At 55.0% G+C, this 24,618-nt stretch carries 22 protein-coding genes; 18 read left to right on the forward strand and 4 right to left on the reverse strand.

Annotated elements, in window-relative coordinates:
• Window positions 1-53 precede the first annotated feature (53 nt).
• Both hydA and RIB44_05520 read left to right on the forward strand, forming a co-directional pair.
• A complete protein-coding gene (gene hydA, locus RIB44_05515; GenBank protein MEQ8616032.1) occupies window positions 54-1,433 on the forward strand; it encodes a dihydropyrimidinase in 1,380 nt (459 codons plus the stop codon).
• A gap of 257 nt (window positions 1,434-1,690) precedes the next feature.
• On the forward strand, window positions 1,691-3,280 hold the full coding sequence (locus RIB44_05520) for an MFS transporter (GenBank protein ID MEQ8616033.1): 1,590 nt from the start codon (window positions 1,691-1,693) through the stop codon (window positions 3,278-3,280).
• Here RIB44_05520 and RIB44_05525 read toward each other — a convergent pair.
• A complete protein-coding gene (locus RIB44_05525; GenBank protein MEQ8616034.1) occupies window positions 3,277-4,917 on the reverse strand; it encodes an HD-GYP domain-containing protein in 1,641 nt (546 codons plus the stop codon). The two genes, RIB44_05520 and RIB44_05525, sit on opposite strands and share 4 nt — an antisense overlap.
• Window positions 4,918-5,377: 460 nt before the next feature.
• Between RIB44_05525 and RIB44_05530 the strand changes: the two genes are divergently transcribed.
• The 12 genes from RIB44_05530 to RIB44_05585 all read left to right on the forward strand — a co-directional run bounded on the left by RIB44_05530 (window position 5,378) and on the right by RIB44_05585 (window position 16,415).
• Window positions 5,378-5,818 carry a type II secretion system protein gene (locus RIB44_05530; GenBank protein MEQ8616035.1) on the forward strand — a complete coding sequence of 147 codons (441 nt, stop codon included), beginning with the start codon at window positions 5,378-5,380 and terminating at the stop codon, window positions 5,816-5,818.
• Window positions 5,819-5,853: 35 nt separating this feature from the next.
• The gene (locus RIB44_05535; GenBank protein ID MEQ8616036.1) at window positions 5,854-6,276 is read left to right on the forward strand and encodes a response regulator; all 423 of its coding nucleotides are present in this window, start codon (window positions 5,854-5,856) and stop codon (window positions 6,274-6,276) included.
• Window positions 6,277-6,366: 90 nt separating this feature from the next.
• On the forward strand, window positions 6,367-8,223 hold the full coding sequence (locus tag RIB44_05540; protein MEQ8616037.1) for an ATP-binding protein: 1,857 nt from the start codon (window positions 6,367-6,369) through the stop codon (window positions 8,221-8,223).
• Window positions 8,210-8,545 (forward strand): STAS domain-containing protein, encoded by a 336-nt coding sequence (locus RIB44_05545; GenBank protein ID MEQ8616038.1) that lies wholly within the window; start codon window positions 8,210-8,212, stop codon window positions 8,543-8,545. The genes RIB44_05540 and RIB44_05545 overlap by 14 nt, the downstream gene beginning before the upstream one ends.
• On the forward strand, window positions 8,542-10,311 hold the full coding sequence (locus RIB44_05550; protein ID MEQ8616039.1) for an ATPase, T2SS/T4P/T4SS family: 1,770 nt from the start codon (window positions 8,542-8,544) through the stop codon (window positions 10,309-10,311). The genes RIB44_05545 and RIB44_05550 overlap by 4 nt, the downstream gene beginning before the upstream one ends.
• Before the next feature lie 24 nt (window positions 10,312-10,335).
• Window positions 10,336-11,475, forward strand: coding sequence for a type II secretion system F family protein (locus tag RIB44_05555; protein MEQ8616040.1), 1,140 nt, complete (start codon window positions 10,336-10,338; stop codon window positions 11,473-11,475).
• 45 nt (window positions 11,476-11,520) lie between these two features.
• On the forward strand, window positions 11,521-12,594 hold the full coding sequence (gene pilM, locus RIB44_05560; protein MEQ8616041.1) for a pilus assembly protein PilM: 1,074 nt from the start codon (window positions 11,521-11,523) through the stop codon (window positions 12,592-12,594).
• Window positions 12,591-13,163, forward strand: a complete 573-nt coding sequence (locus tag RIB44_05565; GenBank protein ID MEQ8616042.1) for a hypothetical protein — start codon at window positions 12,591-12,593, stop codon at window positions 13,161-13,163. Before pilM ends, RIB44_05565 begins: the two co-directional genes overlap by 4 nt.
• A gap of 31 nt (window positions 13,164-13,194) precedes the next feature.
• Window positions 13,195-13,773, forward strand: a complete 579-nt coding sequence (pilO, locus tag RIB44_05570) for a type 4a pilus biogenesis protein PilO (GenBank protein ID MEQ8616043.1) — start codon at window positions 13,195-13,197, stop codon at window positions 13,771-13,773.
• Window positions 13,770-14,285: a hypothetical protein gene (locus RIB44_05575; protein MEQ8616044.1), complete on the forward strand. Its 516-nt coding sequence runs from the start codon at window positions 13,770-13,772 to the stop codon at window positions 14,283-14,285. The genes pilO and RIB44_05575 overlap by 4 nt, the downstream gene beginning before the upstream one ends.
• 57 nt (window positions 14,286-14,342) lie before the next feature.
• Window positions 14,343-16,169 (forward strand): hypothetical protein, encoded by a 1,827-nt coding sequence (locus RIB44_05580; GenBank protein MEQ8616045.1) that lies wholly within the window; start codon window positions 14,343-14,345, stop codon window positions 16,167-16,169.
• 96 nt (window positions 16,170-16,265) lie between these two features.
• Complete coding sequence (locus tag RIB44_05585) at window positions 16,266-16,415, forward strand: hypothetical protein (GenBank protein ID MEQ8616046.1); 150 nt, start codon at window positions 16,266-16,268, stop codon at window positions 16,413-16,415.
• A gap of 98 nt (window positions 16,416-16,513) precedes the next feature.
• Here the strand turns inward: RIB44_05585 and RIB44_05590 are convergent, their stop codons facing one another.
• The gene (locus RIB44_05590) at window positions 16,514-17,389 is read right to left on the reverse strand and encodes a hypothetical protein (GenBank protein ID MEQ8616047.1); all 876 of its coding nucleotides are present in this window, start codon (window positions 17,387-17,389) and stop codon (window positions 16,514-16,516) included.
• Between the two features lie 536 nt (window positions 17,390-17,925).
• Between RIB44_05590 and RIB44_05595 the strand changes: the two genes are divergently transcribed.
• On the forward strand, window positions 17,926-18,636 hold the full coding sequence (locus RIB44_05595; protein MEQ8616048.1) for a DUF4272 domain-containing protein: 711 nt from the start codon (window positions 17,926-17,928) through the stop codon (window positions 18,634-18,636).
• 198 nt (window positions 18,637-18,834) lie between these two features.
• Here RIB44_05595 and RIB44_05600 read toward each other — a convergent pair whose 3' ends face one another.
• Window positions 18,835-19,428 carry a DinB family protein gene (locus RIB44_05600; GenBank protein ID MEQ8616049.1) on the reverse strand — a complete coding sequence of 198 codons (594 nt, stop codon included), beginning with the start codon at window positions 19,426-19,428 and terminating at the stop codon, window positions 18,835-18,837.
• A 479-nt stretch (window positions 19,429-19,907) separates the two neighbouring features.
• On the opposite strand from RIB44_05600, the gene RIB44_05605 reads away from it, so the two are divergent.
• The 3 genes from RIB44_05605 (at window position 19,908) to RIB44_05615 (ending at window position 22,444) form a co-directional block, all read left to right on the forward strand.
• Window positions 19,908-20,288 (forward strand): GxxExxY protein, encoded by a 381-nt coding sequence (locus RIB44_05605; GenBank protein MEQ8616050.1) that lies wholly within the window; start codon window positions 19,908-19,910, stop codon window positions 20,286-20,288.
• Window positions 20,289-20,474: 186 nt separating this feature from the next.
• Window positions 20,475-22,013 carry a YifB family Mg chelatase-like AAA ATPase gene (locus RIB44_05610; GenBank protein MEQ8616051.1) on the forward strand — a complete coding sequence of 513 codons (1,539 nt, stop codon included), beginning with the start codon at window positions 20,475-20,477 and terminating at the stop codon, window positions 22,011-22,013.
• 59 nt (window positions 22,014-22,072) lie between these two features.
• Entirely contained in the window at window positions 22,073-22,444 is a 372-nt protein-coding gene (locus tag RIB44_05615) for a GxxExxY protein (protein MEQ8616052.1), read from the forward strand.
• Between the two features lie 43 nt (window positions 22,445-22,487).
• Here RIB44_05615 and RIB44_05620 read toward each other — a convergent pair whose 3' ends face one another.
• A complete protein-coding gene (locus tag RIB44_05620; GenBank protein ID MEQ8616053.1) occupies window positions 22,488-24,506 on the reverse strand; it encodes a UvrD-helicase domain-containing protein in 2,019 nt (672 codons plus the stop codon).
• Between the last annotated feature and the right edge of the window lie 112 nt (window positions 24,507-24,618).

Below are 24,618 nucleotides of genomic sequence, written 5' to 3' on the forward strand. Positions count from 1 at the left end.
AAAATCCTCTATACTCTTCGGTTGAACCTGCAGCATTCACGCAAGGACTATCGATGAGCACTCTGATCACCGGCGGCCGTATTATCACGGCAACAGACGACTTCGTTGGCGATGTTCTCCTCGAAGGTGAAACGGTTGTCGCGGTCGGACCGGTGGTCGAAGCACCTGAAGACGCCACCCGTATTGATGCCTCAGGCAAGTACGTGTTTCCTGGCTTCATCGATCCGCACGTGCATGTCTATCTTCCTTTCATGGGCACCCAGGCTGCGGACACGCATGCGACTGCCAGTCGAGCGGCATTAGTTGGCGGAACGACCACCTTCATCGAGATGTGCTGCCCTGCGAACAACGAGCAGCCGCTCGAAGCGTTCGAGCTTTGGCAAGAGAAGGCGAAGGATTCTTCCTGCGACTATACCTTCCACATGGGGGTTTCTCGTTTCGACAAAGAGACTCGCCCCCAATTGGAGGAAATCGTCAATCGGGGGATTGCCTCGCTCAAAGTGTTTTTGGCCTACAAAGGGGCCTTCTCACTTCCGGACGAAGATCTCTACCAGACGCTGAAATTCGCCAAAGAGCGCGGTCTGATCGTCACGGCCCACTGTGAGAACGCGGACCTCGTTCTTCAAAAGCAGCAGGAATTGATTGCCGCCGGCAAAACGGGCCCAGAGTGGCACGAACCTTCACGCCCAACGACCGTCGAAGCCGAAGGCGTCCACCACTTGATGACCTTCGCTGAATTGACCGGTGCACATGTCTATTGCGTTCATACGTCTTGTCGCGAAGCGTTAGAGGCCGTTCAATCTGCTCAACTGCGTGGCGTTGCCGCTTGGGTTGAAGTCGTGCTGCCGCACTTGGTCTTCGACAAGTCCTACGCCGAAAAGGAAGATTTCGAAGGCGCCAAGTATGTCATGTCTCCGCCTCTACGTGACGCAAGTCACCAACAGCCGCTCTGGAATGGCTTGCGTTCGGGCCTTATCAGCACCGTGGCGACCGATCATGCTCCATTCAACTTTGCCGATCAAAAGGTGATGGGGCGGGACGACTTCACAAAGATCCCCAACGGAATCCCCTCGATTGAGCACCGCGTCGAGTTGCTTTACGAACACGGAGTGAACACCGGTAAGATCGACTTGCAGACGTTCGTCGACACGGCCAGTACCCAAGCCGCTAAGCTCTTCGGGCTCTACCCGCAGAAGGGAACGATTGCCGTGGGCAGCGACGCCGACGTGGTGATTTTCGATCCCGAGGCAAATCGCTCGATCACTCAATCAAACCACAATATGAACGTCGACTATAGCGGGTTCGAAGGTTGGACCCACAAGGGCAGCGTTGAGCAAGTATTTCTCCGCGGCAAGCAGCAGGTGAAGGACGGCCAGTTCGTCGGCAGCGAGGGCGACGGCAAGTACCTCAGCCGCGCACCAACGCACTTCTGAATCAGGTTCCTTTTGGGAGTCCCCAATTAGCCGCGGAGCTACGCCTCCGCCGGGCACACCAGAAGAGACACCACTTTTCGCCTAATCGCTAAGTCTTTCGCCTCAACAAGTCGGGCGTCTGAATTCATCTGCTAGTTTTTTTGCATTCAGGCTCGAGGAAGATTCTCATTCGCTCACCAAGCTGCTTATAATGCCACTTCGCTCGTGGCGTTGCGCGAGCCCAATTATCTTCTCTACAGGCATTCACCGAGGCATTCATGGCGGACGAAACCTACTCAAAGCGGCTTTTCTGGGGATGTTTTCTGGCGCTGATTACCACAGCGTTTGGGTTTATTACGCGGATGTTTCTGCTTGGGGAGTGGGGAGAAGAGTTCAATCTCACCGAAGCCGCTAAGGGAGAGCTCCTGGGAATCGGCATCTGGCCATTCGCTATCAGCATCATCGGCTTTAGCCTGTTTATCGACCGTATCGGTTATAAGACCGCGATGGTTCTCTCGTTTCTCGGATATGTCATCTGGTCCATCATGGGCGTCAGCGCATTCTTTGTGTCGAAAGGCGGAGAAGGCGACCCCGAACTTGGCTACAACCTCCTCTACTGGGGAAGCCTCATTCTCGGCCTCTCCAATGGTGCCGTTGAAGCGTACATCAATCCCGTTGTTGCCACGATGTTCAATAAGGACAAGACCAAGTGGCTCAACATTCTCCATGCAGGTTGGCCCGGCGGACTGGTCATCGCTGGTTTGATTACCATTCTCCTCAACTCGATGCAGGTCGAGTGGTGGATTCGCATCGCCATTATCGCGCCGCCCGCGGTGATCTTCTTTTTGATGCTGATCGGGGAGCGCTTCCCTGAGCAAGAGCGAGTCGCCTCAGGAGTGAGCTATCGTGAAATGCTCGCCGAATTCGGGGTGCTTGGTACCGCTATCGCCGGACTGCTAATTGCGTTGCAACTCAATCAAGCCTTTCCAACGGTCAATCAATGGGTATTTCCCGCGCTGTCACTTGCAGCGGTCATTGCCGTAGGGGTTTACACACAGTCTTTGGGCAATCCGCTACTTTTTGTTCTGGCACTTCTGATGATGCCACTGGCGACGACCGAAATTGGTACCGATGCGTGGATTGAAGACATCATGAAGGGAGTGGCAAAAGATAAATTCGATCCCGGGCTGGTCCTCGTTTATACTTCTGCCATCATGATGGTGCTGCGCTTCTTCGCCGGACCGATTGTTCATAAGCTGAGTCCGATCGGATTACTTATCGCTTCAGCAGCACTAGCAATCGCGGGCCTCTACACTCTTTCATTCGCACAGGGAATGGCCATCTTTGCAGCTGCCACACTCTACGGGGTAGGCAAGACTTTCTTCTGGCCAACGATGCTCGGCATCGCCGGCGAGCAAACCCCGAAAGGCGGTGCGCTCACGCTCAACGCGTTGGGTGGCATCGGTATGCTGGCCGTTGGAACCTTAGGTGGCGTTTACATTGGCGCCCTGCAAGACGGTCGTATGACCGAAGCCGTTGCCGCGAGCGACGACCTTGCTGATCAAGCACCCGAATTATACGACGAGGATGGCAAGCTGTCTGTTCAGGGAGAAAGCGTCAAGTACGGTTTCATCAAATCGCCGATCGTTGATGACGAGAAGGTCGGCGAAGCGTTAAGCCAGCGGAGTGAAACCGATCAAAAGTCAATCCGGGAAATGATCAAAGAGATTAGCGAATCGCAAAAACAAGGCGCTCTTGCAGACGTCGCTATCTTCCCGGTGATCATGCTTGTTGGATTTATAGGTCTTGGTCTCTATTTCAAGAGCAAAGGCGGCTACCAAGCCCAGCAGATCGACGAAGCGCACTAGAGGCTGCAGGCGATTGCGCTAGCAGTCCGTACCGGTCGCTGCCGCGGCCTGTAGTTGTGGCGGATTTCGAGAATGTCCTCCACAATCATAAGAAATGCGCCGACGATATCCGGATCCCACTGCGTGCCCGCTCCTTCACGAAGGATTGCAACGGCCTTTTCGTGCGCCATGCCTTGGCGGTAAGCACGGTTGCTTGTCATGGCGTCGTAGGCATCCGCCACGGCCATGATCCGTGCGTCCAGTGGGATGTCTTTCCCGCTTAAACCATCGGGATAGCCCTTGCCGTCAAATCGCTCATGATGATGCAACACGCCTGGCAAGACGTAGGCCAGTTGGCGAAGTTCGCAAAGGATCGACCACCCATGGTCAGGATGTTCCTTAATCTCAGCAAACTCTTCATCCGTCAGTTTGCCAGCTTTGTTTAACGTTGCGTCGCTGATACCGATTTTTCCAACGTCATGGAGCAGGCCTGTCAGATAGACTCGCTCCGCTGCTTCTTCATCGTAACTCAGGTGCTGAGCCAGTCGTTTCGTGTAGAGCGCCACGCGTTCACTATGGCCGCAAGTGTAGGCATCCTTGGCTTCAACAGCGGAAACCATTGACCGAACCACGTTTACAAGGAGCTTCCCTTTTTCTCGCAAGTGTTCCAAATTCGAGGCATGTGAAGCAATCACCGAAGCAGCCGTACTCAGGAGCGAAGCCTCCCAGGTGCCAAACTCATGGACGCTAGCACACAATAGCGGCGCTTTTCCGTGCTGCGTGAATCCAGGGCCACGATTGATGGCCATGAACCAGCCAAAATGTCGCACGCTCGTTTGCACAGGCACAATCAGAAGCTGTTCTGCGCCATTCAATGAAGGCTTATCCAATTCGCTAGTAAGATCGTTCCGCACAAGCGGACCCGAGTCGACGAGCGAGCAATACCGTTTCGCGAGCTCAGTACAAGACTCCAATGAACTGCAGGCGACGGTGTTTTTCGTATTCCGCCGAATCGTGCACCGTTCCTTACCAGATGTGTCTTTCTCAACGAAGCACAGTACTTCGGCCCCAAGAATGCCGTAAAGCATCTCGAAGGAACGCTTAACAACTTCCTTGATGCCTAGCGAGGTATCACTGACGGCTAGATTCTCGGCCATCGTGCGGAGAAATGTCATTTCCTCAAAGTCATCACCGACTTGCTGTGCAAACTGGGCGTTCTCTGATTCAAGCTGCTCTACCCGGAATCGATCCCTCTGATGCAGCAGGTGCATCTCAGCGAGTTTCTTCACATAGCCGTTTTTTTGACCATCGACGACAGCGGCGAAGACATCATCAGTCTTGGTGAAGGCCTCAACGCGAGGCGAAGCAATCCACCACTGATCGGGTGCTGATTGAGTAACGACTACATCTTGCCGGCCATAGGCTTCTTCAAGATGGCCTTGCCAGGCCGGATGGAAATTCAAACCAACAAAATCGCTTCCTTCCTCTTTTTCGGAAGGTAAGGTCCATTCGCCCGCAGCATCTCGTGTCCAGAGTACCCATTCAACCTCAGTTGAGACACGCAGGTCGCGCAGCGCCTTGCTGTGGGAAGTTTGCTCTGAAAGCTCGCCTCGCTCTTGTTGTGTCTGTGGTTCGTCGTTCGCTACGGGGGATTGCATCGGTCTGCTTTCAATACGATTGCGAAGGGGCGTTTCTTTCTCTGTAGGACCCTGAGAAGTCACTGGACTGTCACGGACACCCTCCCCGCCAAGAAAGTGGTGCAACAGGCATAGTGACTCTACTTAAAAACTAGCTTACGAGTTGATTGTCAGTCGGTTTCTCGTTCTGCAATCTTGTTTGCGGAGTAATTCCGGCAGAACTGAGGTGCTCGCCGATTCTCGATCGGTAACGACTGTAGCGATGCTGCGAGTTATATCGCGGAATCTGAGCAGTCAAATCACGTTGCCACTAGGAATTGCGGGAAATAACCGGGGCAGAAGCCCAGCACGAGCCTAAACCTGAGCTACATTTGCGAGAACGGCGTAAAACTGCCGTGAAAACGAAACACATTTCCCCTTTGGAAGTCGGCTTGCGGGCTGATTTCCAAGACCTACTCAGAAGATTATCGGAGGCAGTAAAGTGAGCAAGCGACGCGGATTTACACTGATCGAACTAGTAGTCGTTATCCTGATCTTGGGCATTCTCGCGGGCGTAGCAGCCCCGCGATTGTTCCAAGCCTCGGAAGAAGCAGCTGATAATGGGTTGAGGCAAACTCTCACGGTCGTGCGAGATGCACTTGAGTTGTTCGCTGCTCGTAATGGTGGTGCGACGCCTCGAACGGACACTGTCGCTAACTTTCACACAGATCTGCAACCTTTTTTGAGGGGTGATTTTCCGATCTGCCCTGTCGGACCTCCAGCTGCCCAGAATAATGGCGTCGAGTTTGTGAGCGGGTCAAGCACCACAGGCAATGCTTCGCCAACAACTGGATGGAAATATAACTCGACCTTGAACGAGTTTATCTGCAATAACTCGAACGCGACGGCTAGTGACAACACCATCACCTACGATCAACTGTAGGAAGTCGGGGACGTCCAAGCGAGGGCAGGAAAGCGATGAGTACGAAACTCGAACAACTTGAAACCGCTGGAAACCAGTCGACTATGTCACGGCTGCTGATTGTCGACGACAACGTCGCCCTAGCTCGAGTTACGCAGTTCGCTTTTGATAAGGCAGGTTTCGATACCAAAACCGCATGTAATGGTGCGGTCGCTCTCGAGCTTGCTCGCAATGAATCGTTCGACATGGTCATCACCGACCAACAGATGCCTGTGATGAGCGGCACCGAATTGTGCCGCGAATTACGTGTCATTGAAGAGTACGCCCAAACCCCCATCGTCATGCTCACGGCGAAGGGCTTGGAGCTAGAGCTCGACCAGCTTCGGGAAGAATTGGACATCCAGGCGATTTTCCCGAAGCCGTTTAGCCCTTCTTCGATTGTTGAAGCCGTTCAGAAGATGCTCGCTGTCGCTGTTTAGTCCCTTGCATCCTTCGTGAGGTTTTACCTGCAGAAAGCCGACTGAAACCATTTTCCCCCTCCCCACCAAGTCTCTCACGCGGGTATTGCCGTGATCAGTCGAAAGCAAAATCTCGGACTACCTCGGCAAGTCGTCGCGTGGTACCTCTTTTTTTGTTTGGCAGCCGTCTGTTGGCTCGCCATGGGCCTTCTCGACGCTTCGCACGAAGTCGTTACGAAACGGCAGGCGGAATCCTCCGTTTCTCGGCTAGCACGAGCCGTTTCCAGCATGGAGAGCAGCTACAGACAGCACCAGTGGCAAGGGCTTGATCTCGTCCTGACCCAACTCCGATCGCAAGGTCAGTTTACTTATTGCTCGCTCTTGGATTTGGACGAAGTCGCCGTTGCCGATACCCGCGAAAACATGGTCGGCGTGGTCGCGATCGAACCAGAAGGCACCGTCATTGAGGAGGCCGGTGTTTGGGGGACTCGTGTCAGACAAGACTCTGGGTTGGTACTCACTGAGTACCGTGTTCCACTGTTCTCCGCGGGAGAAAACTTTGGCACGTTGGTCGCAGCAAATGCCCAGGCAAACTCCTTCGCCTCGTTTGCGGAAACGATCAACGCGGCACCCAGCGCAGTGGCGATTCCTGTGCTCCTCATCCTCGGGGGCGGGATCCTCCTTGCCAGACTTACGCGAGCAGCCGCAACCGTCGAATCGCAACTTCAGGAGATTGCTGCAACCGTGCCTGGAGAACCAGTCCAAATTACGGAAGTTTCTGCCGATGACCTTACCACGATAGGGTGGAACCGACTCGTTGAGACGGTCAACTCTTTGAACAGCAGTTCCGGATCGATTCCACTAGCAGAACGTATTGCAGCATTGGCCTCAGACAATACGAATGATCAGTTGGCTGAAGCACTCAACGCCCTAAGTGAAGGAATCGCGTTGACCGATGCGAATGGGCGTTTGCAATTTGCCAACGGAGCGCTGAAAGGATTGCTTGACTGTGAGGACGCCTTCAACTCTGAGGCTCCGTTTCACGAACATTTGCAGAATCTTGTCGAAGAGCTCAAAGATGAAGACGCCTTCGAAGAACAAACTCGGGGACGCCATGTCGCCACCGAAGCAACCCGGACCGTCAATGGCATGCCTCACGTGATTCGCATCGTACGCGAGCCGAATGTATCGGGTGAGGCTCCCGAGGAGTCACCGGGTCACGTCTGGTTAGTCCGCGATGTAACACAGCAAAAACTAGCTGAGAAGTCCCGCGATCGATTCCTGGATGCTGCCACACACGAGTTGAGAACTCCGCTCGCCAATATTAAGGCTTACGCAGAAACCCTCGCCGGGGCTGACTCTCTCGAGATTGAGCAACAGAAAGAGTTTTGCAACACGATCAACAGTGAAGTAACGCGGCTTTCGCGATTCGTCGACGACCTGCTCAGCATCAGCAGCCTAGAAGTCGGTTCGTTGACGGTCGATTTGCGTCCAACAGATATGAAACGCGTGTTTGACGAAGTGCTCGATAAGATCCGACCCTTACTCGGCCAGAAAGGGCACACGTTGGACGTACGGCTGCCCGAGAAGCTCGGCGAAATGCGGGTCGACAAAGACAAAGTCATCGCCGTGCTCGTCAATCTGCTCGGTAATGCCGCCAAGTACACACCGAAGGGAGGCCACATTGGCCTGAAAGTCAAACGTCTTGAGAACGGCCTGCAGATCGCCGTCGAAGATTCAGGCGTGGGAATTGCCCCGGAAGAAAAGGAAAAAGTCTTCGAGAAGTTCTTCCGTAGTGAAGACCCCCGGGTTCAAGGCGAAACAGGCTCCGGCTTAGGGCTCTCGCTCGCGCGTGAAGTCGCACGCATGCATGGTGGCGAGATCACCTGTGACAGCGTGATCAACGAAGGCACCACCTTTACGTTTGATCTGCCCAACGCTGAGGAGGTTTCTCATGCTCGCCGTTGAGACCCAAGGCGCGGTCGAAGTGGTGAGCCTGAATGCACCGCTAGACTCTCAGAATGCCGATGAATTGGCCGAAAGCATCAGTCAGCGATGTGCGCATGGTCAGCCAGCGATCGTCATCGATCTTAAGAATACCCCGCTGATCGATAGTGCAGGTTTAGAATCGCTCGTCGACGTCCAGCAAATGGCCGCGAAACGAGGTGGCAGTGTCAAGCTAAGCGGGCCGAATCCGCTTTGTGCAGATATTCTTCACGTCAGTGGAATGAATCGCCGGTTTGAAGTCTTTGAAACGGCCAAAGCAGCCGTTGGGAGCTTTGCCGGATGACTCTCACCATTGATCAAGGCAACACCGACGAACAGCACCTAGCGGGACTTCTGCACGAAGCTCCTGAGGAGCAGCCTCTGCATAAGGGACCTCTCGGTCAACGCCTTATCCGGGCTAACTTGCTCGGCCAAGAAGAACTCGATACCGCGCTGAGCCAGCAGGCGGAAAGCGGCAAGAAGCTTGGCGAAACCTTGCTTGAGCTGGGCTTCGTCAGCGAAGACCAGTTGCTCCCTTTTATCGAGCAACAATTGGAAGTTCCAGCAGTCAGACTTCGTGATGGCTTGCTCGACCCGGTTGCCGTGCGGACTTTGCCGCGCTACTTGGCTGAAGAGTTCAACGTGCTGGCATTATTTCGCATTCACAACGAGCTGGTCCTTGCGACTGACGACCCGCACAACCTCCTAGCAATCGACGCCGTCGAGCAGGCGACAGGACTAACTGTCCGTCCCGTTTTTGCTTTCGGTGCTGCCATCGAGCGTTTCGTCGGACGTGCTTACGAAGAAGACTTTCAAGTCGATGCCGTTACGGCCGACCTCGATGATGCGGCTCTCGAACTTCGGGCGGACGCTGCAGACCTTGATATCGCTTCGGTCAACGAGCTGGTTGATGGCAGCCCCATCATCAATCTCGTCAACTACTTAATGCTACAAGCTGTTCGCAAAGGGGCCAGCGATATTCACATTGAGCCTGGCCGAAAATCAGCGTCGGTTCGGTTCCGCATCGATGGCCAACTTGTCGAAATGCTGAAGCCACGGCGCGACATCTACCCGGCGATCGTTTCCCGTATCAAAGTGATGGCGAAGCTCGACATTGCCGAGCATCGACAGCCCCAAGATGGCCGTTGTCAGGTGGTTGCCGAGGGCAAAGAAGTCGACCTTCGTATCTCGACTCTTCCAACTGTGATGGGCGAAAAGGTGGTCATGCGTGTTCTCGACAAGGGCCGTCTCACCTTCGATCTTGATGAGTTGGGAATCAACTTAGAGACACTGACCACGCTCAAAAAACTTCTGAAAAAACCACACGGCTTGCTGCTCGTGACAGGCCCCACCGGTAGCGGTAAGACGACGACACTCTATTCAGCATTGGAACTGATCAAATCGGTCACGCTCAACGCTGTCACTGTTGAAGACCCTGTCGAATATCAGGTTGAGCAGGTTAACCAGGTGCAAGTCGATTCGGCCCGAGGGGTTAGCTTCGCGGCAGCCCTTCGTTCGATCCTCCGACAAGACCCCGACGTCATCATGGTCGGTGAAATCCGTGATGCCGAAACGGCCCAAGTCGCCGTGCAAGCAGCACTGACCGGTCACTTGGTGTTGAGCACCCTACATACCAACGACAGCGCCGGTGCAATCACACGAATGCTGGATATGGGCGTCGAGAGCTATAAACTCGCCGCTTCTTTAGTGGGCGTGATGGCCCAGCGGCTCGTGAGAACGATTTGCCCGCATTGTAGAACAACGCACTACGCGTCCGCTGAATACCTGGAGTCGCTCAATTTCAAGGGCGACTCCCGTCGCAGTTTCGCCCGCGGTGAGGGATGCCACGAGTGTTTCGACACCGGCTACCAAGGCCGGACAGGCATCTATGAAGTGCTCCCCGTTACCTCCGAATTCCGAGCAATGATCGCCTCTGAAGAAGATGTCGATACGATCCGTCGGTGGCGCGACGATCAAGGTTTCGAATCGCTTCTGGCCGGAGGACTGAATCTAGCGGAGATGGAACAGACCAGTTTGGAAGAAGTAGCGCGTGTCGCCTTCTTCGATTAGTACAGGACAAGACGAACAGGACCCATGTCAACCACTTCCACCGTCCCTGATTGGATGAGCGCCGACTTTGCACCGGTAATGCAACCTGCGAAATCGCGGGGCTCGTCGTGGCGCGCGCGTAGTCGAGTGACGAAGAGCCAGTTGGCTGACTTTCTGGCACAACTGTCGATTATGTCTCGCTCAGGCGTCGACTTGGCATCAGCGATTCAGTCACTCGCAATGCAGTGCGAACAGCCTCAACTTGCCGAAATCCTACGAGAGGTCAACGAAGCGGTTGTCAGTGGTCACACGCTTTCTGAGGCGCTCAAAAAACACCCTGCGACTTTCGACCCCGCCTTTGTAGCGACCGTGTCTGCGGGTGAGGCGAGTGGTCGAATGTCGGAAGTACTGACGCATCTGGCAGATGTTTATCGTGGCGAAGTCCGGCTCCGCCGCACCATCAAGACGATGCTAACCTATCCCGTCTTACTGACGATGGTCTCTGGTGGGGTAGTTGTCGCACTCGTACTTTTCGTCTTGCCACGGTTCGCAGGCATCTTCGAACAATATGATATGGTTCTGCCAGCACTGACGCAGTGGCTGATTAACTTTGCTTCAGAACTCCGCGGACGCTGGTGGCTGTGGCTGCCGCTGTTCGGGGCGGTCGTCGGTGGTGCGGCCGCTTGGTTCCTCACCGAAACCGGCCAAAGCTGGTGGAACAGAGTATGCGTAAGCTTGCCGCTACTGCGGGGCATTACGAAACCACTTTGCACGGGCCGCATCTGCCGGATGCTGTCACTTATGCTCACTAGCGGCGTGCCGTTGGTCGAAGGACTGCGACTCACTGAGCAGTCCGTAGGCAATCGAGAATTCAAGAATGTCCTTCGCAAGATGACCGACGCGGTTGTCAATGGCCGCTCGCTCACAAGCGTGATGAGCAACGCAGAGATCTTCCCCCAATCAGCCCGCGAAATGATCGCCACCTCAGAAGGAGCGGGCAAGCTCGATGAAGTCGCTTCGCTGCTCGGTGCCTACTACGAAGAGGAAGCGGAATCAAAAATGAGACAAGCGCTCCGCATGTTCGAGCCAGCCATCACCGTCATCATGGGGGCGATCATCGCCTGCATTGTGCTGGCGGTCATGTTGCCTGTGTTCGATCTCTCAAGCATGAAGGGAGCACGGTAGAGGCAAGCCCCACTGTCGGGCAAGCAAGCTTTCCACCATCGCATCATGACATTCCTGCAGAAAAAACCGGGCTGGATCGGCGTTGACCTTGGCGTTTCAAGCGTCAAGATTGCGCAATTGGTCTGGCGCGAGGGGCGTCTGGTGATCGGCAGCACGGCACAAGCTTCACGACGCAAATCGTGGCTGACCGACGGAAAGTGTCGCCAAGCCAGCCTGCTTCCCGCAAGTTCCAAATCGGAACTGAGCGAAGCGGTTCTGATAGGAAAGAAGTGGCAAGGCAACACGGCAGCCGCTTCACTCTCCCTCGCAGTGGCTGATGTGTATCAGGCACCACTTCCAAACGAGGGATTCGAGGATCCCACACGTTGCGAGACGTTCCGGAAGGCAGCGCTGTATCCACTTGAACTCCGCCAGCTCGATTGGTGGCCCGCGGCTGCAAACGCCAAAAATCCGCCGCACGCGATGGTCGCCAGCTTGCCTCAGGCGTGGTCAGAATTGGTTTGCAAAGAACTCGCCCAACAGAAATGGAACTGCCGGGCCATCGACCTGCTTTCCTGGAGCTTGGCCCGTGCGATTGGGCTTGCGGACTCAGGCGGACAACCTTCGCAGGCCCGCCCCGGCATCTACGCAGCGATTGACTGGGGATGCAGCAAAGCTACCTGTATCCTCTATAGAGATGGCGTTCCCATTCTCATGCGTTCGCTGAAAGACGGTGGCTTTGCAAACATCGTTGGTGCACTCAAGGAGCAGTTGGGAGCGAACGAACTCGAAACTCGGGAGCTTATCCAATCGGCGGGAGCAGAGCATTCAGGTTCTGCCGCCTCGCGGGTCGTCTCGAAACTCATTGCACGGCACTGGAGAAAGTTCGAGAGCGAACTATTGCGAACCTTGGACTACTGGGAATCCCAGACTCGGGGCGAGAAACTGGAACAGATCTACCTGTTCGGCGGAGGAGCTGGCCTAGGGGATGCCCAGCAACGCATCTCAGGGATCACTTCTGTAAAGACGACACGCTGGAGTTTTCCGCAAGCACCGCAGTCGAATAACCAGCAGCCGATTCCTTCCTTTTTGCTGGGCTCAGCCGTTGGGCTCTCAGCCATGGCATGGGAGAAATCATGAATCGACATGTCAACCTCATGACTGATCGGGCTCTACGCTCAGCAACTATCCGGCAACATCGCCGCGTGTGGCTGATTGCGTTGCCCCTACTGTTAGGCGTCATGGCAGTGCCGGTCACCGCCCGTTGGCAGGCTGTTCAGCCTCTTGCGAATCGTCGCACGACACTGGAACGCCGCTACGAACCGGCCCGCAAAACGCAGGAAGAGAATCTTGAACTCAGCAGCAAAATTGATCGCATCCTTACAGAAGACAAGTTGGCAATCCTCCTCGCAGAGCAGCGCCCAATTGACGCCCTACTCGGTGTCGTTAGCCAGGCGGCCTTGGGAGAGGGTATGCAACTGCGAGTTGAAAACTTCCAACTTAGCGAACGCAACCCTGAGGATACCTTGCAGACGGGACGGTACGGAACGCTCACGTTACGAGGACTTGCTGCGGGAAGCGAAGACATTGGCCGATTCGTCCAAGCGCTCCGCCGTCCTCCGTTTCATTCCATCGAACTTCAAACCACCGAGAAGGTCAAACTCCCTTCAACCGATTTAGAATCTTTCACGATTCGCTGCGAGTACTAGCAATCGGCAAACTGCGGCCTTCAATCGAACCATGAAACGACAACCCCAATCACTCATTTGGACCATCCACATCACGGGCGCGGTGACCGCCATCGTGCTGGTGCTTGTCGTTTGGTTCGGAGTTTATCAGCCACTCAACGAGCAGGCCGTTGCCGATGAGATTCGCATCGGAAAGCTAGAATCGCTCATTGCCCAGCCAAAGACATGGCAGAACGTCAATGTGTTGCTGCTCGATCAGCACTTCACGCTGTCTGAGGCGGTTGCCTTCGCGAATCGCCATAGTGCTGGCGGATCGCAGGACGACCTTTTTATCCGCGAGGCGGACAAGCTGGCCGAAGATCACCAGTTAGAAGTGCTGGACTGGCATTTGGAGGCCGATCGCGATGTCGAGCGGTTCACCGAGAGCCGTGTGCGAGGGAGCTTCCGTGGTAGCTATGAAAGCATCAGCCGATTCCTTGCCAGTGTTAGCCAAATGCCCCGTATTGCCAAAGTCTTGGAACTGTCCCTCGATAAGGGTGACAAATCTGGTGAGTATCCCGTGCGAATCACATTTGCGTTGTACTCCTCCGGCGAAGCCAACGATACAAGAATGAAGGGGAGGGCTCTGTGAACCAGACTCGTCCAAAAGAAATCGGAGCCACCCCCGGCAAGCTAGCAATTGTTGGCGTGTTGAGCCTCGTGCTCGCTTACGTACTTTTCGGTGATGCTATTTTCGGATCAAGCAAGACGGCAGCCAAGTTGAAGCCCCGTGCTGCCAAGGTTGTCCAGCAAGGCCAAACAAATAAGAACCCAGGCGTGCAGTCCCTGAAACGGATCGAGGAATCAATCGTCCGCAAAGACTGGCCTGAGCTAGAGATCAAGGAAACCGTTAAATTCGATCCCTTTGGAGCGAAACTCCCAGGCGATCGAGAGCGGGCTGCAATCGCAGCAACCAATAGTGAGGAAGAGGTCGACGACGTGAGCCTGAAGGAGATCCAAGAAGCCAACGAAGCGATCGTAATTGTCTCTGGCGGCGAAAAGATCGCACGTTACGGGACCATGGAGCTTCGAGTCGGAGACCAAGTAGGCGACTATCGGGTGACGGATATCAACAACCAGGGAGTGGTGCTCTCCGAGCGATAAGCTTGGGGATGCTCGAGCGAAGCAGCCGAACACGGAATGTTCATGCGAAGCAGAAGATTGACAAGGAAGAAAGCTCAGAAGGCCGCTCCGCGCCTGCTTTCGCTGCTGCTTGTTCTGCTAGTATTTTTCCCTGCACATTTGGCGCAGTCTCAGCAAACATCAACGGACACAGCTCAGCCAACCTTTTCGCTCGAAGCTATTGAACGCGAATCAACTGAACTTCTCAATCAGTTGCAAAAAGCAGCCCTAGGAAAAAGTACCGCCCCGGCAAGGAATCAGGCTCGAACGAACCCGAGTCGCGCTCAGGAAGAAAACGCAGCAGGGCCGCGTTTGAATCCTCTTACGACTGAGTCGCTACCAGAAGCAGTCGTGGTTCCACTGCAGCCCCGTCCCGCGGCTGAGAAGATCGCCATTCACGAAGATGCCGGCCTCGTTTCGCTAATGGTCCGCGACGGATCGCTTCGCCAAGTCGTGGCGATGATCGCCGAGACGCAGCGCCTGAATCTCGTGTTCGCCGGTTCGACGGACGTGCAGATCACAGCAACGTTCGAGAAGATGCCTTGGCAGCAGGTGCTCGACGCGGTACTCAGTGCTTCGGGGCATACCAGCAACGTCGCTGGCAATGTGATCTTCGTCTCCGCCGTCGATGCGGCAGACTTCGTTCCTCCCGGTGTCGGAGGGCGTGAGGTTCGTGTCTTCGAACTCGACTTCGCCGCCGCCGTCGACATGGAGCAAAGCATCGCTGGGATGCTCTCCGCAGGTGGAAAGTCGTGGGTCTTAGAAAGCAGTGCCGCCGATAATCGCCGCACGCGCGAGGCAGTGGTCGTGATGGACTATCCGGCCTATCTGGAACGCATCAATCAGTTCATCTGCCAAAGCGATCAGGCACCACGGCAGGTTCTGATCGAAACGCACATTCTGCAAGTCGAACTTTCGGACTCTTGCCGTAATGGAATCAACTTCGAGAACGTCGTCGGGCTCGGTTCAGGAAATCTTTCTCTGAGAAACACGGGCTTCGCGAACGCTGCTGCGGCCCCCTCCTTCTTTGTCGAATCAACCGGCAAAGCTCTGACGGGACTCGTTGAGCTTCTCAAAACGACCACCGACGCAAAAACGCTCGCTTCCCCTCGAATCCACGCGATCAATGGTCAGGAGTCGCGTATTCAGATCGGCGAGCAACTCGGTTTTCGCGTGACCACGACCACCCAAACTAGTACGCTTGAAAGCATCCAGTTCCTCGACGTAGGTGTGGTGCTAAGGGTGACGCCTCGCATCACGCGCGATGGTCGTGTCCTCATGCGAATCAAGCCGGAAGTTTCGACAGGAAACGTCAATCCCGACACGGGCCTACCTGCGGAAGAAACCACCGAAGTAGAAACGGACGTCATGCTATCCGACGGGCAAGGCATGGTCATCGGCGGGCTGATCCAAGAGAAGGATTCCAACATTCAGAACAGGGTTCCGGTGCTTGGTAGCATCCCCTACTTGGGCGTTCTCTTTCAGAAACGTGCCGTGGAACGCTCCCGCTCAGAAATCATCGTCACGCTCGTTCCCCGAATCTTGCCTTACGACCCGATCCGTCAGGCACGCAACGATTTCGACGTGCAGCGGACGATCGACCCTCTGACGGTCGGGGCTATCCATTCCGCACCGCGACCGTACGAACCAAAGATGTACGATCCGCTCGATTACGTTCATTACAGCCCCTCTTTGGTGAGGCAATGCAACGCCGAGCAGTGCGATCCAGAGCAAGGTTTGCCAGCCACCACCGGCGGCGAATACCTGGAACCACTTCCGCCCGTCGAGAGCACCGAGTTGGTGCCCCAAAACGGACAACTGGCATATCCGGCCGAACATTTGCCGCCCGCAGTGCCAGCTCAGTAAGTCGGTGTTCGGGGCATGGGCTAGTCTTTATTAGAAGACCAACCCGTTTAGCCACGGTGCTTGCACCGCGCTCAAGATATTGCTCGCGAGGTCCCTATGCCCAACCGACTTGAACTACCCGATGAGTTGCAAACGCTCATCGAAAAGCGTGAAGAAGAGCGTCGCCAGGATCCCAGTACTGAAGAAGCAGCCGTCGACCCAGCCGATCGCCGCACCGGCGAAGACCGCCGCTCGTCAGAAGGTTAGCCGTCGACCTTGGTCGCCGCGAATTGTCTGCATGTCAGGATTTACAACCCGTGAGCTAACGCTTCACGGCTCAGAAGCAATCAGCGATCCGCTGATGCTCAAGGCCAAGCCAACCATAGCCCGTCAGTGCGTGAGGTATGCTTCCGCCCAATCACTCCGGGCAACTCACGCGGCACATAGCGATCACCCACCGCATGTTGCCTACGGTCGCGATACCGATCGTAAGGGCGTAAACAAACCGGCACACTCGCTGCAAAGTTGCCGTGACCATAGGCTGAGTACCTCAAAGTCAGCTCCGCCTCAGGCAGCAGGTCAAACTCTTCCTGCGGCTCCAAATGGCGGAACCTAAGCCGAGCGGTGAAGACGCCATCGACAAAATCGCTTGGCTGAATTCGCTGAGTCCAGCTTTCTTCGCGTCGGAATCGCTCCCGCTCGCTCTGGCGCGCAGCCCGCCAGGGTCGTCGTTCTGTCCATAATTGGGCCGACAGATTTCCGCGCGCCTCAACAGGTTGGCCCTGCTCGTCAAACAGAACGAAACTCACAAGAAAACCATCAGCGGCCGCATCACGATCAAGATTCGCCAGCCGCACATCAACGATCTCGAGCGCAACAGCTCGCGATTGATTTACCTGTACTAGCCGCGGCTCTACGAACCGCAGGTCGCCCCCAATCTCAAACTCGCCCAGCGTGTCCTGACCGGTCACAAGTTCAGCAAAGTTCTCACGAAGCGTGTCAACTTCACGAGCTTCTCCATCGACCGTTGCCTCAAGAATCGAATCCCAAGGGACAGCCGTCGTGAGTGATATCCCATCGCTCTCGACACGCAGCCAAGCAGATCGCTCATCGGTCCGCTCATCAAGCACGCCAAGAAACTCACGCCCGTCCCGAGTCGTGACGGCAACTTCTGTAGCAAGAACTTCCTCCGCGCAGAGCATGCAGAGGACACAGGAGAACAGAGCCGTAAACAATCGCATGGCACACCTCAGGATGTAGGTCGGGCGACGCAACTCGTCGCTTCCTCCATCCTGATTAGGCGTCAGCGGCATTGCCAGTTGGTGATGCACAAAAGCAACGCGAGCCTCAAATAACCGACATATTCGCTACACAGAACGTTCATGGGTCACAGCGAGCCCAAGCGAACTCCAGCAGACAGAGTGTTTAGAACACTCGACGGCCACCCCACGTCTGCGCTTGAAGTGCCGCTCATGTGTGCCAAAAACGTCCGTTTTTGGTACACGCCAAGGTGTCTCAGGCGATGAAGCCGAACGCAATGACAGAATCTCTATAGAGCACATCGGTCTGTTACACCGAAGTGGAAATACGAACGACTTCAATTGACTATCGTCCGCCCTCTTGCAGATCCGTGATAAAATGACATGGACATGGCGTCTTAGCACTGGAACCGTTGGCACCTAGGTTTGCGTCAGAATTCGTCAAACACTACTATTGTATCCGACGGGTAAATGCCACCCGTATCCTGTAGTCCACCTTAGACGTGTTGCGAAGCACTATGACCACTCCGCAAGAGATGCGCGACGCGAACATTGCGTTCTTGAATGAACATGGATTTAGACCAGCCACATGGATGCCACTACCTTGCGCTATTGGCGTTACGTCTGACGACATTGGTTTCGCGGGAGGAACGCTCAGACCAGAATTAGAGGTCGCTAACCGGCTGCTATGTCATTGCGCTGTCTTTGCGTGGGGCTCCGCGCCACCAGACTTCGAGCAACGCGTTACGGACTTTATCGCAACCAATGGACTTCGCGATTTGATGACCGAGGACGAAACGGAAATCATCGACCTGTCCAAGGACGATGCTAGTGCGCAGTTTTCTCATGCGGTTGGATGGCGCCTTGAGAACATGTGGTCACTCGCTTGGATACTGGGCGCTACTGATGAACCATCTGCTACAACGGGCCAGCTTCCTCAGGAAATAAGCGGGGCATTGATGTCGCTCTTTCTGCCGGACTTCACCGTCACAGCAGAGTCGTTGGTAACTCAAGGCCAAACACAGCCGATTGAGAACATCGTTCAAATGGAAGATCTCTTCTATCTCGCCCACAACGCGGTTCGCGCTGGGCAGACTGGCCATCCTGAGCAAGTGCCTGACCACTTTGACCCAATTGGTGACGGTGGTGCGATCCATGAACGACGGCACAGTCTCACATGGTCGTTGGCTCCTGGAGCTGCATGGAATGAAACAGATTTGAGCACCTAGTTTGCCTTACCCAAGAGATGGATAGTAGTGAGTTGCACACGGCGTCGCGTGCCGCGTAATTTCTGAGATCAGTATCGGTCGCCGCAGCCATGTGAACGGTGACAGCATCCTTCCTAATCCTGACTCGGTCTAGCAGGCCGAGGCACTTTTCTACGCTTTTCCATCTGCCCAAGCGTGAAACACCGAGGCAAGTTGGCGTCAGCGTGCCTTTTCTTCACGAATAGGGACGCTACCCTCACTTCCAAACACCGACCTGCTCGCCGCCGTTCCCCAAGTTTCGCGATTGTGCCGGGCGCTCCCTCCGGGCTCGACCGTTAGCCACTTCCACTCGCTTTGATGCACCATGCGAGCGATCAGTGCGATCTGTCCGGCGTGATAGGCGACATGCGTGACAGCTCGCAGTAGGGCCTGAGCCACGGTATGAGCCTCGCCGCGGATCAGGACCTCTCTCTCGAGATCTTCTTCTCCAAGCGACTCAAGCGTGTTCGTCAGGGTCTTCCAACCCTCGTTGAAATAAGCGACGAGCGACTCCCGATCCCCCTCCCAGTCGGCGAACTCCAACTCGCGATCGCGGTCCGCTTTTTCACCATCGGTAGTAAGAAAGTCAGAGAAACGGCTCTTTAGATTGCCACCCAGGTGCCTGAGGAGTGTCGCCACGGAATTCATTTCCTCAATCGGTCGCGCGGTGAGTTCCTGATCTGAGAGTTGCTCAACACAACCATCGATCATCCGCTTGTAAGAAGCGAACGCGTCGATTGTCTTCGTATACCAATCCGGTTGGTGGTGATTCATGAAAACTCCTTCCTGAGTTCGTAGAGATGACGCGAGCCGTTGCCAGTCGACAGGATACCGCAGTGGCCAAGAAGTAGTGGCCAAGAAACCAACGAGCGATAGCAAACAAGATTCGATGAAATCCTGTGCCGGGTGGTTTCTATGCCTAGCTTCGGCATTGAAATCTTACGGCTCTCTGTGAGCATGACGTGACCAGGGCAGCACGATTGAAAAGCAAAAGTGCGACCATCAGGCGTGACGCAAAATGGCTAAAGTGATTCAAGTTAAGCACTTAGGGCATTTCGCACCAGCACGACGTCCGGACTTTTGCACGCGCATACGTGATTTCGTGCAAAAAGCAAAACCCTCTCAGACGGCGAGAGACTCAGTTCATTGCAATCGAAACTTCACCTTGGCATAATACTGAACAAACGTACCGTTCTGCCGTGGCGAAAGTATTCGTGAGATGCGTGCAATTCGTTGACAGAAATCCACACTGAATGACAACGATCCTCCACAAGCAAGAGAGCTACCAAATCCTCGGAGCCGCCTTCGAGGTCTACAACCAAATGGGCAGCGGCTTCTTGGAAGCTGTCTATCAAGAATGTCTAGAGATCGAGTTCCGCGAGCGCAATCTTCCTTTTCTTTCACAGAAGCCTTTGGAGCTGAACTACAAATCAAAGCCACTGGAAGCAAAGTACATTCCTGATTTCATCTGCTACGAAAAAATCATTGTAGAAATCAAAGCGGTCACCGAACTGAACAGCAATCATCGTGCTCAGGTACTCAACTATCTCAAAGCGACAGGTTACCAGTTGGGCCTGCTCATCAACTTTGGGAAACATGGCGGGTTGGAATCGGAGCGAATTCTGTGGAACTAGCTCTTTGTTGACTCTCCTAAACTGTCAACGAATAGCACGAATTTCACGAATGATTGTTGGACACCCAAGCAGTAGAAATGAACCTCCATAGATACTTAAGAAATGTCAGAGGATTCTATTTTCGAGAACAAAGCGAAGGATTATTCGTGAGATTCGTGTAATTCGTTGACAAAAAAGAAGTGACCTATGCTAGCCAAACTTCACACCTATTCCCTCCTCGGCATCGACGCTCTTCCCGTGGAAGTTGAGGTCGATGTCTCGCCCGCGGCAATGCCCAAGACGGTACTCGTCGGCTTGCCGGAGGCTGCCGTGAAGGAAAGCGTTCACCGTGTCGAGCGAGCATTGGTGAACAGCGGTTTTGTTCGTCCCGATAACCGTGTCGTTGTGAACCTTGCGCCGGCTGATCTTCCCAAGCAGGCAGCTTCGTTTGATCTGCCGGTGGCCTTGGGAATGCTCGCTGCTAGTGGGCAATTTGAGTCAGACATCCTCAGCCGCTATGCCGTGGTAGGGGAGCTGGCGCTTGATGGAAATACTCGCCCAGTGAAGGGTGCCCTATCCATGGCAATGGCTGCCGCGAAGCAGCCAGGCATCGAGACTATTCTTGTCCCTTACGACAACGCGCCCGAGGCAGCGGTCGTGGAAGGTGTCGAAGTGATCGCCGTGGAGAGTCTTAGCCAAGCCGCGGCATTTCTATCCGGCCGTCTGCCGCTCGAACCGACCCCCTCGAAGGTCGAGAAGATGTTCGAAGAACTCGACTGGTACGAGGAAAACTTCGCCGACGTCCGTGGCCAAGAACTCGCCAAACGAGCTGTGATGTTGGCCGCAGCTGGCGCGCATAATTTGCTAATGGTTGGGCCACCAGGTGCCGGCAAAACGATGCTGGCCAAACGAGTGCCAACGATCCTCCCGCGGCTCACTGCTGACGAGTCGATCGAAACCACTCGTATTTATAGCGCGATGGGGAAGCTCCCTGCAAGCCGCCCGTTGATGGTCCGCCGTCCTTACCGAGCCCCGCATCACACGATCAGTAACGCCGGACTCGTCGGCGGTGGATCGATTCCTTCACCCGGTGAAATCAGCCTTGCACATAACGGCGTCCTGTTCTTAGACGAGTTGCCAGAGTTCAACCGTCAAACCTTAGAGGTACTCAGGCAACCTCTCGAAGACGGGCACGTTTCGATCAGCCGCGCGTTGCGATCAACCGAGTTCCCCGCAGACTTCATGCTCCTCGCGTCGTTGAATCCGTGCCCGTGCGGTTATCGGAATGATCCACGACGGGAATGCCATTGCAGTAGCCCTCAGATTGAAAGGTACATGAGTAAAATTTCAGGGCCCCTACTAGACCGTATCGATTTGCATCTCGAAGTCGCCGCAGTACCGTTCAACGAACTCGCCAGTGGGCCACCTGGAACCACAAGCGAGCAGATGCGCGAGCAAGTCGAATCCGCCCGCGAGGTCCAGGCGAAACGCTTCGCCGGCACGAACATCCGCAGCAACGCCCAGATCACCAGTCGTCAGTTGCGCGAACTGTGCCAACTCGACGACGCAGGTAAACAGCTACTTCAGGCCAGCGTCAACGAAATGGGCCTCTCCGCAAGAGCCCACGACAAAGTCCTCCGCGTCGCCCGCACAATTGCCGACGTCGAAGGAGCCACCGACATCAAAAGCGAACACGTCGCTGAGGCGGTCAACTACCGCATGCTTGATCGGCAATTCTGGACGTGACCGATGTGGTTAGCCTGAATTCTGGCCACGGATTGCACGGATAACACGGATAAATGCTGATGAAAAAACTACTTCATGAGTCGATCACAGAAGACATTATTGGGTCTGCGTTCGAGGTCCATAACTACTTGGGCTATGGATTCTTGGAGAAGGTTTATCAACGGGCAATGCAGGTCGAACTGCTTTCTCGCAATCGTGCTTGTGAATTGGAAAGAAAACTGGTTGTGAAGTACAAGAATGTGATTGTAGGAGACTATTCGGCAGACCTATTTGTCGAAGATGTTGTGATTGTCGAGCTGAAGGTCGCCAAGCAGTTAAATGTATTAGACGACTCTCAACTTCTAAATGAACTACAAGCAACAGGAGAAAAAGTAGGCCTCTTAATCAATTTCGGAAAGGAAAAGGTAGAGTTCACGAGAATGGTCAACTAGCAATAAACATCCGTGAACATCAGTGCCATCCGTGGCCAAAAAACTAGCGCTTCCCCCGCCGTGCGGTCGTCCTCTGCTTACCCTTCGGTCCCTTAGGTTTATGAGCATTCTCGGCTTGCCCCGTCATTTCGTAGAGGAACCGGCTAGGAGTCGTTTCCCGAGGTTTGCCCCATTTTCGTCGTGTTAGTGCAAAGCTAAGCGTTAGTTTTTCTTGAGCACGTGTCACACCGACGTAGCACAAGCGTCGCTCTTCATCGATGGCACTTGCTTCGATTGCTTCGAGTGAGCGCTTATGCGGCAAGATGCCTTCCTCCATCCCTACCATGTACACGAAAGGATATTCCAGACCCTTCGCGGAGTGCATCGTGAGTAGCGCGACTGCATTACGGGCGAGCTCCTTTTCCTTGTCGTCGCCCAGGTCATCACCACCGACGGCGACGTCGTCGAGAAACTCGCGTAGCGTTGCTTCGTCTTTCCCGGAGGCGTAGTTTCCTGCCGCATTGATGAGCTCTTCGACCGAGGCACGTCGCGCTTCGCGATCGTTCGGGTCGGGGTAGATGCGGTCTAACTCGCGGTGGTACTGCGAACGATCAACAACGGAATCGACCAGCTTGTCGAGCGGCAGCCGCTCTGCCAGCTCACGAAGATCGCACACCAGTTTGACGAGCTTTTCGACCGACTCGGATGCCGCTCTGGGAAGTTTACCAGCGGCTATCGCAGCAGGAATCGTTTCCCAAAGGCTTTTTCCCGTGGAGACAGCCTCAGCGACTAAGGCTTTCACGGTCGAAGCTCCGATGCCACGCGGCGGAGTATTGATGATTCGCAGCAAGGAAGTTTCGTCGTTCGGGTTGTCCACAACCTTGAGATAAGCAACTAAGTCACGAACTTCTTTCCGATCGAAAAAACTCATGCCTCCCAGCAGAACGTATGGCAGATTCATTCGCCTCAATTCCGTCTCGAACACACGCGGCTGTTCGTTGGTCCGACAAAGAATGGCGAAGTCACCGGCTTTCACCCCTGGTTGTTGGAGTGCGTGGTGGATATCGGCGACCACCGTTTCCGCTTCCTGCGTTTCATCTTGCAATTGTAGAATCTGAGGACGCCCGCCGTCCCCGCGTGCTGGTCGAAGGATTTTGTCGTGTCGTTGCTTGTTGAACGCAATAAGGGTGTTCGCATAGTTCAGAATGGCTCCGGTCGAGCGATAGTTCTCCTCTAATCGGACGACCTTCGCCTCGGGCCAGTCTTTCGTGAACCGTAAGATGTGTTGGACCTCAGCACCCCGCCAGCCGTAGATCGATTGATCGTCGTCCCCCACGACGCACAGGTTGCGATGCCCCATCGCCAGCGCTTTGACGATGCGGTACTGGCTGCCGTTGGTGTCCTGGTATTCGTCGACCAGGATCTGATCGAACAGCCCCGCCTCCTCTCGCCGAATAGCCGGATGCTTGGTCATGAGCTTTTCAGTGAGGAGCAGGAGATCATCAAAGTCCACAGCCCCGCGAAGTTCTAACTGTTTCTGATAACGCCGGTAAGCTGCTGCGGCCAAGTGCTCTCGGTCTGACTCGGCAAGCGAAGCGGCAGCGGTCGCCTCGATCGACTTGTTTTTCCAGTTGCTAATAATCGCCAGCAGATCGCCCGGGCGGAGGGTTTCATCGGGGACGCGAATCTCGCGTAGGGCGGCACGCGCGATCGATTCCTGATCCCCCCGATCACAGATCGTGAATCGTTCGGGATAGCCCAACTGCTGAATATGCCGCCGCAGGATCTTCACGCACAGACTGTGAAACGTCGAGATCTGCGGTCGCGCGACAGACTTCTTCCCTTTGGGCTTTTTGCTTTTGCCCCGAGAGAGTAGAGCCATCGCCCGTTCTTGCATTTCTCCCGCGGCTTTGCGAGTGAACGTGACGGCCAAAATGCGATCTGCGGCGGTACCTCGGCGGATGAGTTCGGCGATGCGAGTTGTCACCACGCGTGTCTTCCCCGTCCCCGCTCCGGCCAGCACAAGCATCGGACCAGATAGGGTTTGAACGGCATCGCGTTGTGCGGGGTTGAGTCCGGCCATTAAACAGGGGTATTCGGGGAAGCAGAGGTCGAGCCAATCAGTGCAGTCCGGCAGTGTAGCCTTGTTCCTCGGGGGAGCGTAAGGCGTGAATCGGCACCTCCACGGATTCGCT

It is taken from the genome of Lacipirellulaceae bacterium, from assembly GCA_040218535.1.
GTDB lineage: Bacteria > Planctomycetota > Planctomycetia > Pirellulales > Lacipirellulaceae > Adhaeretor.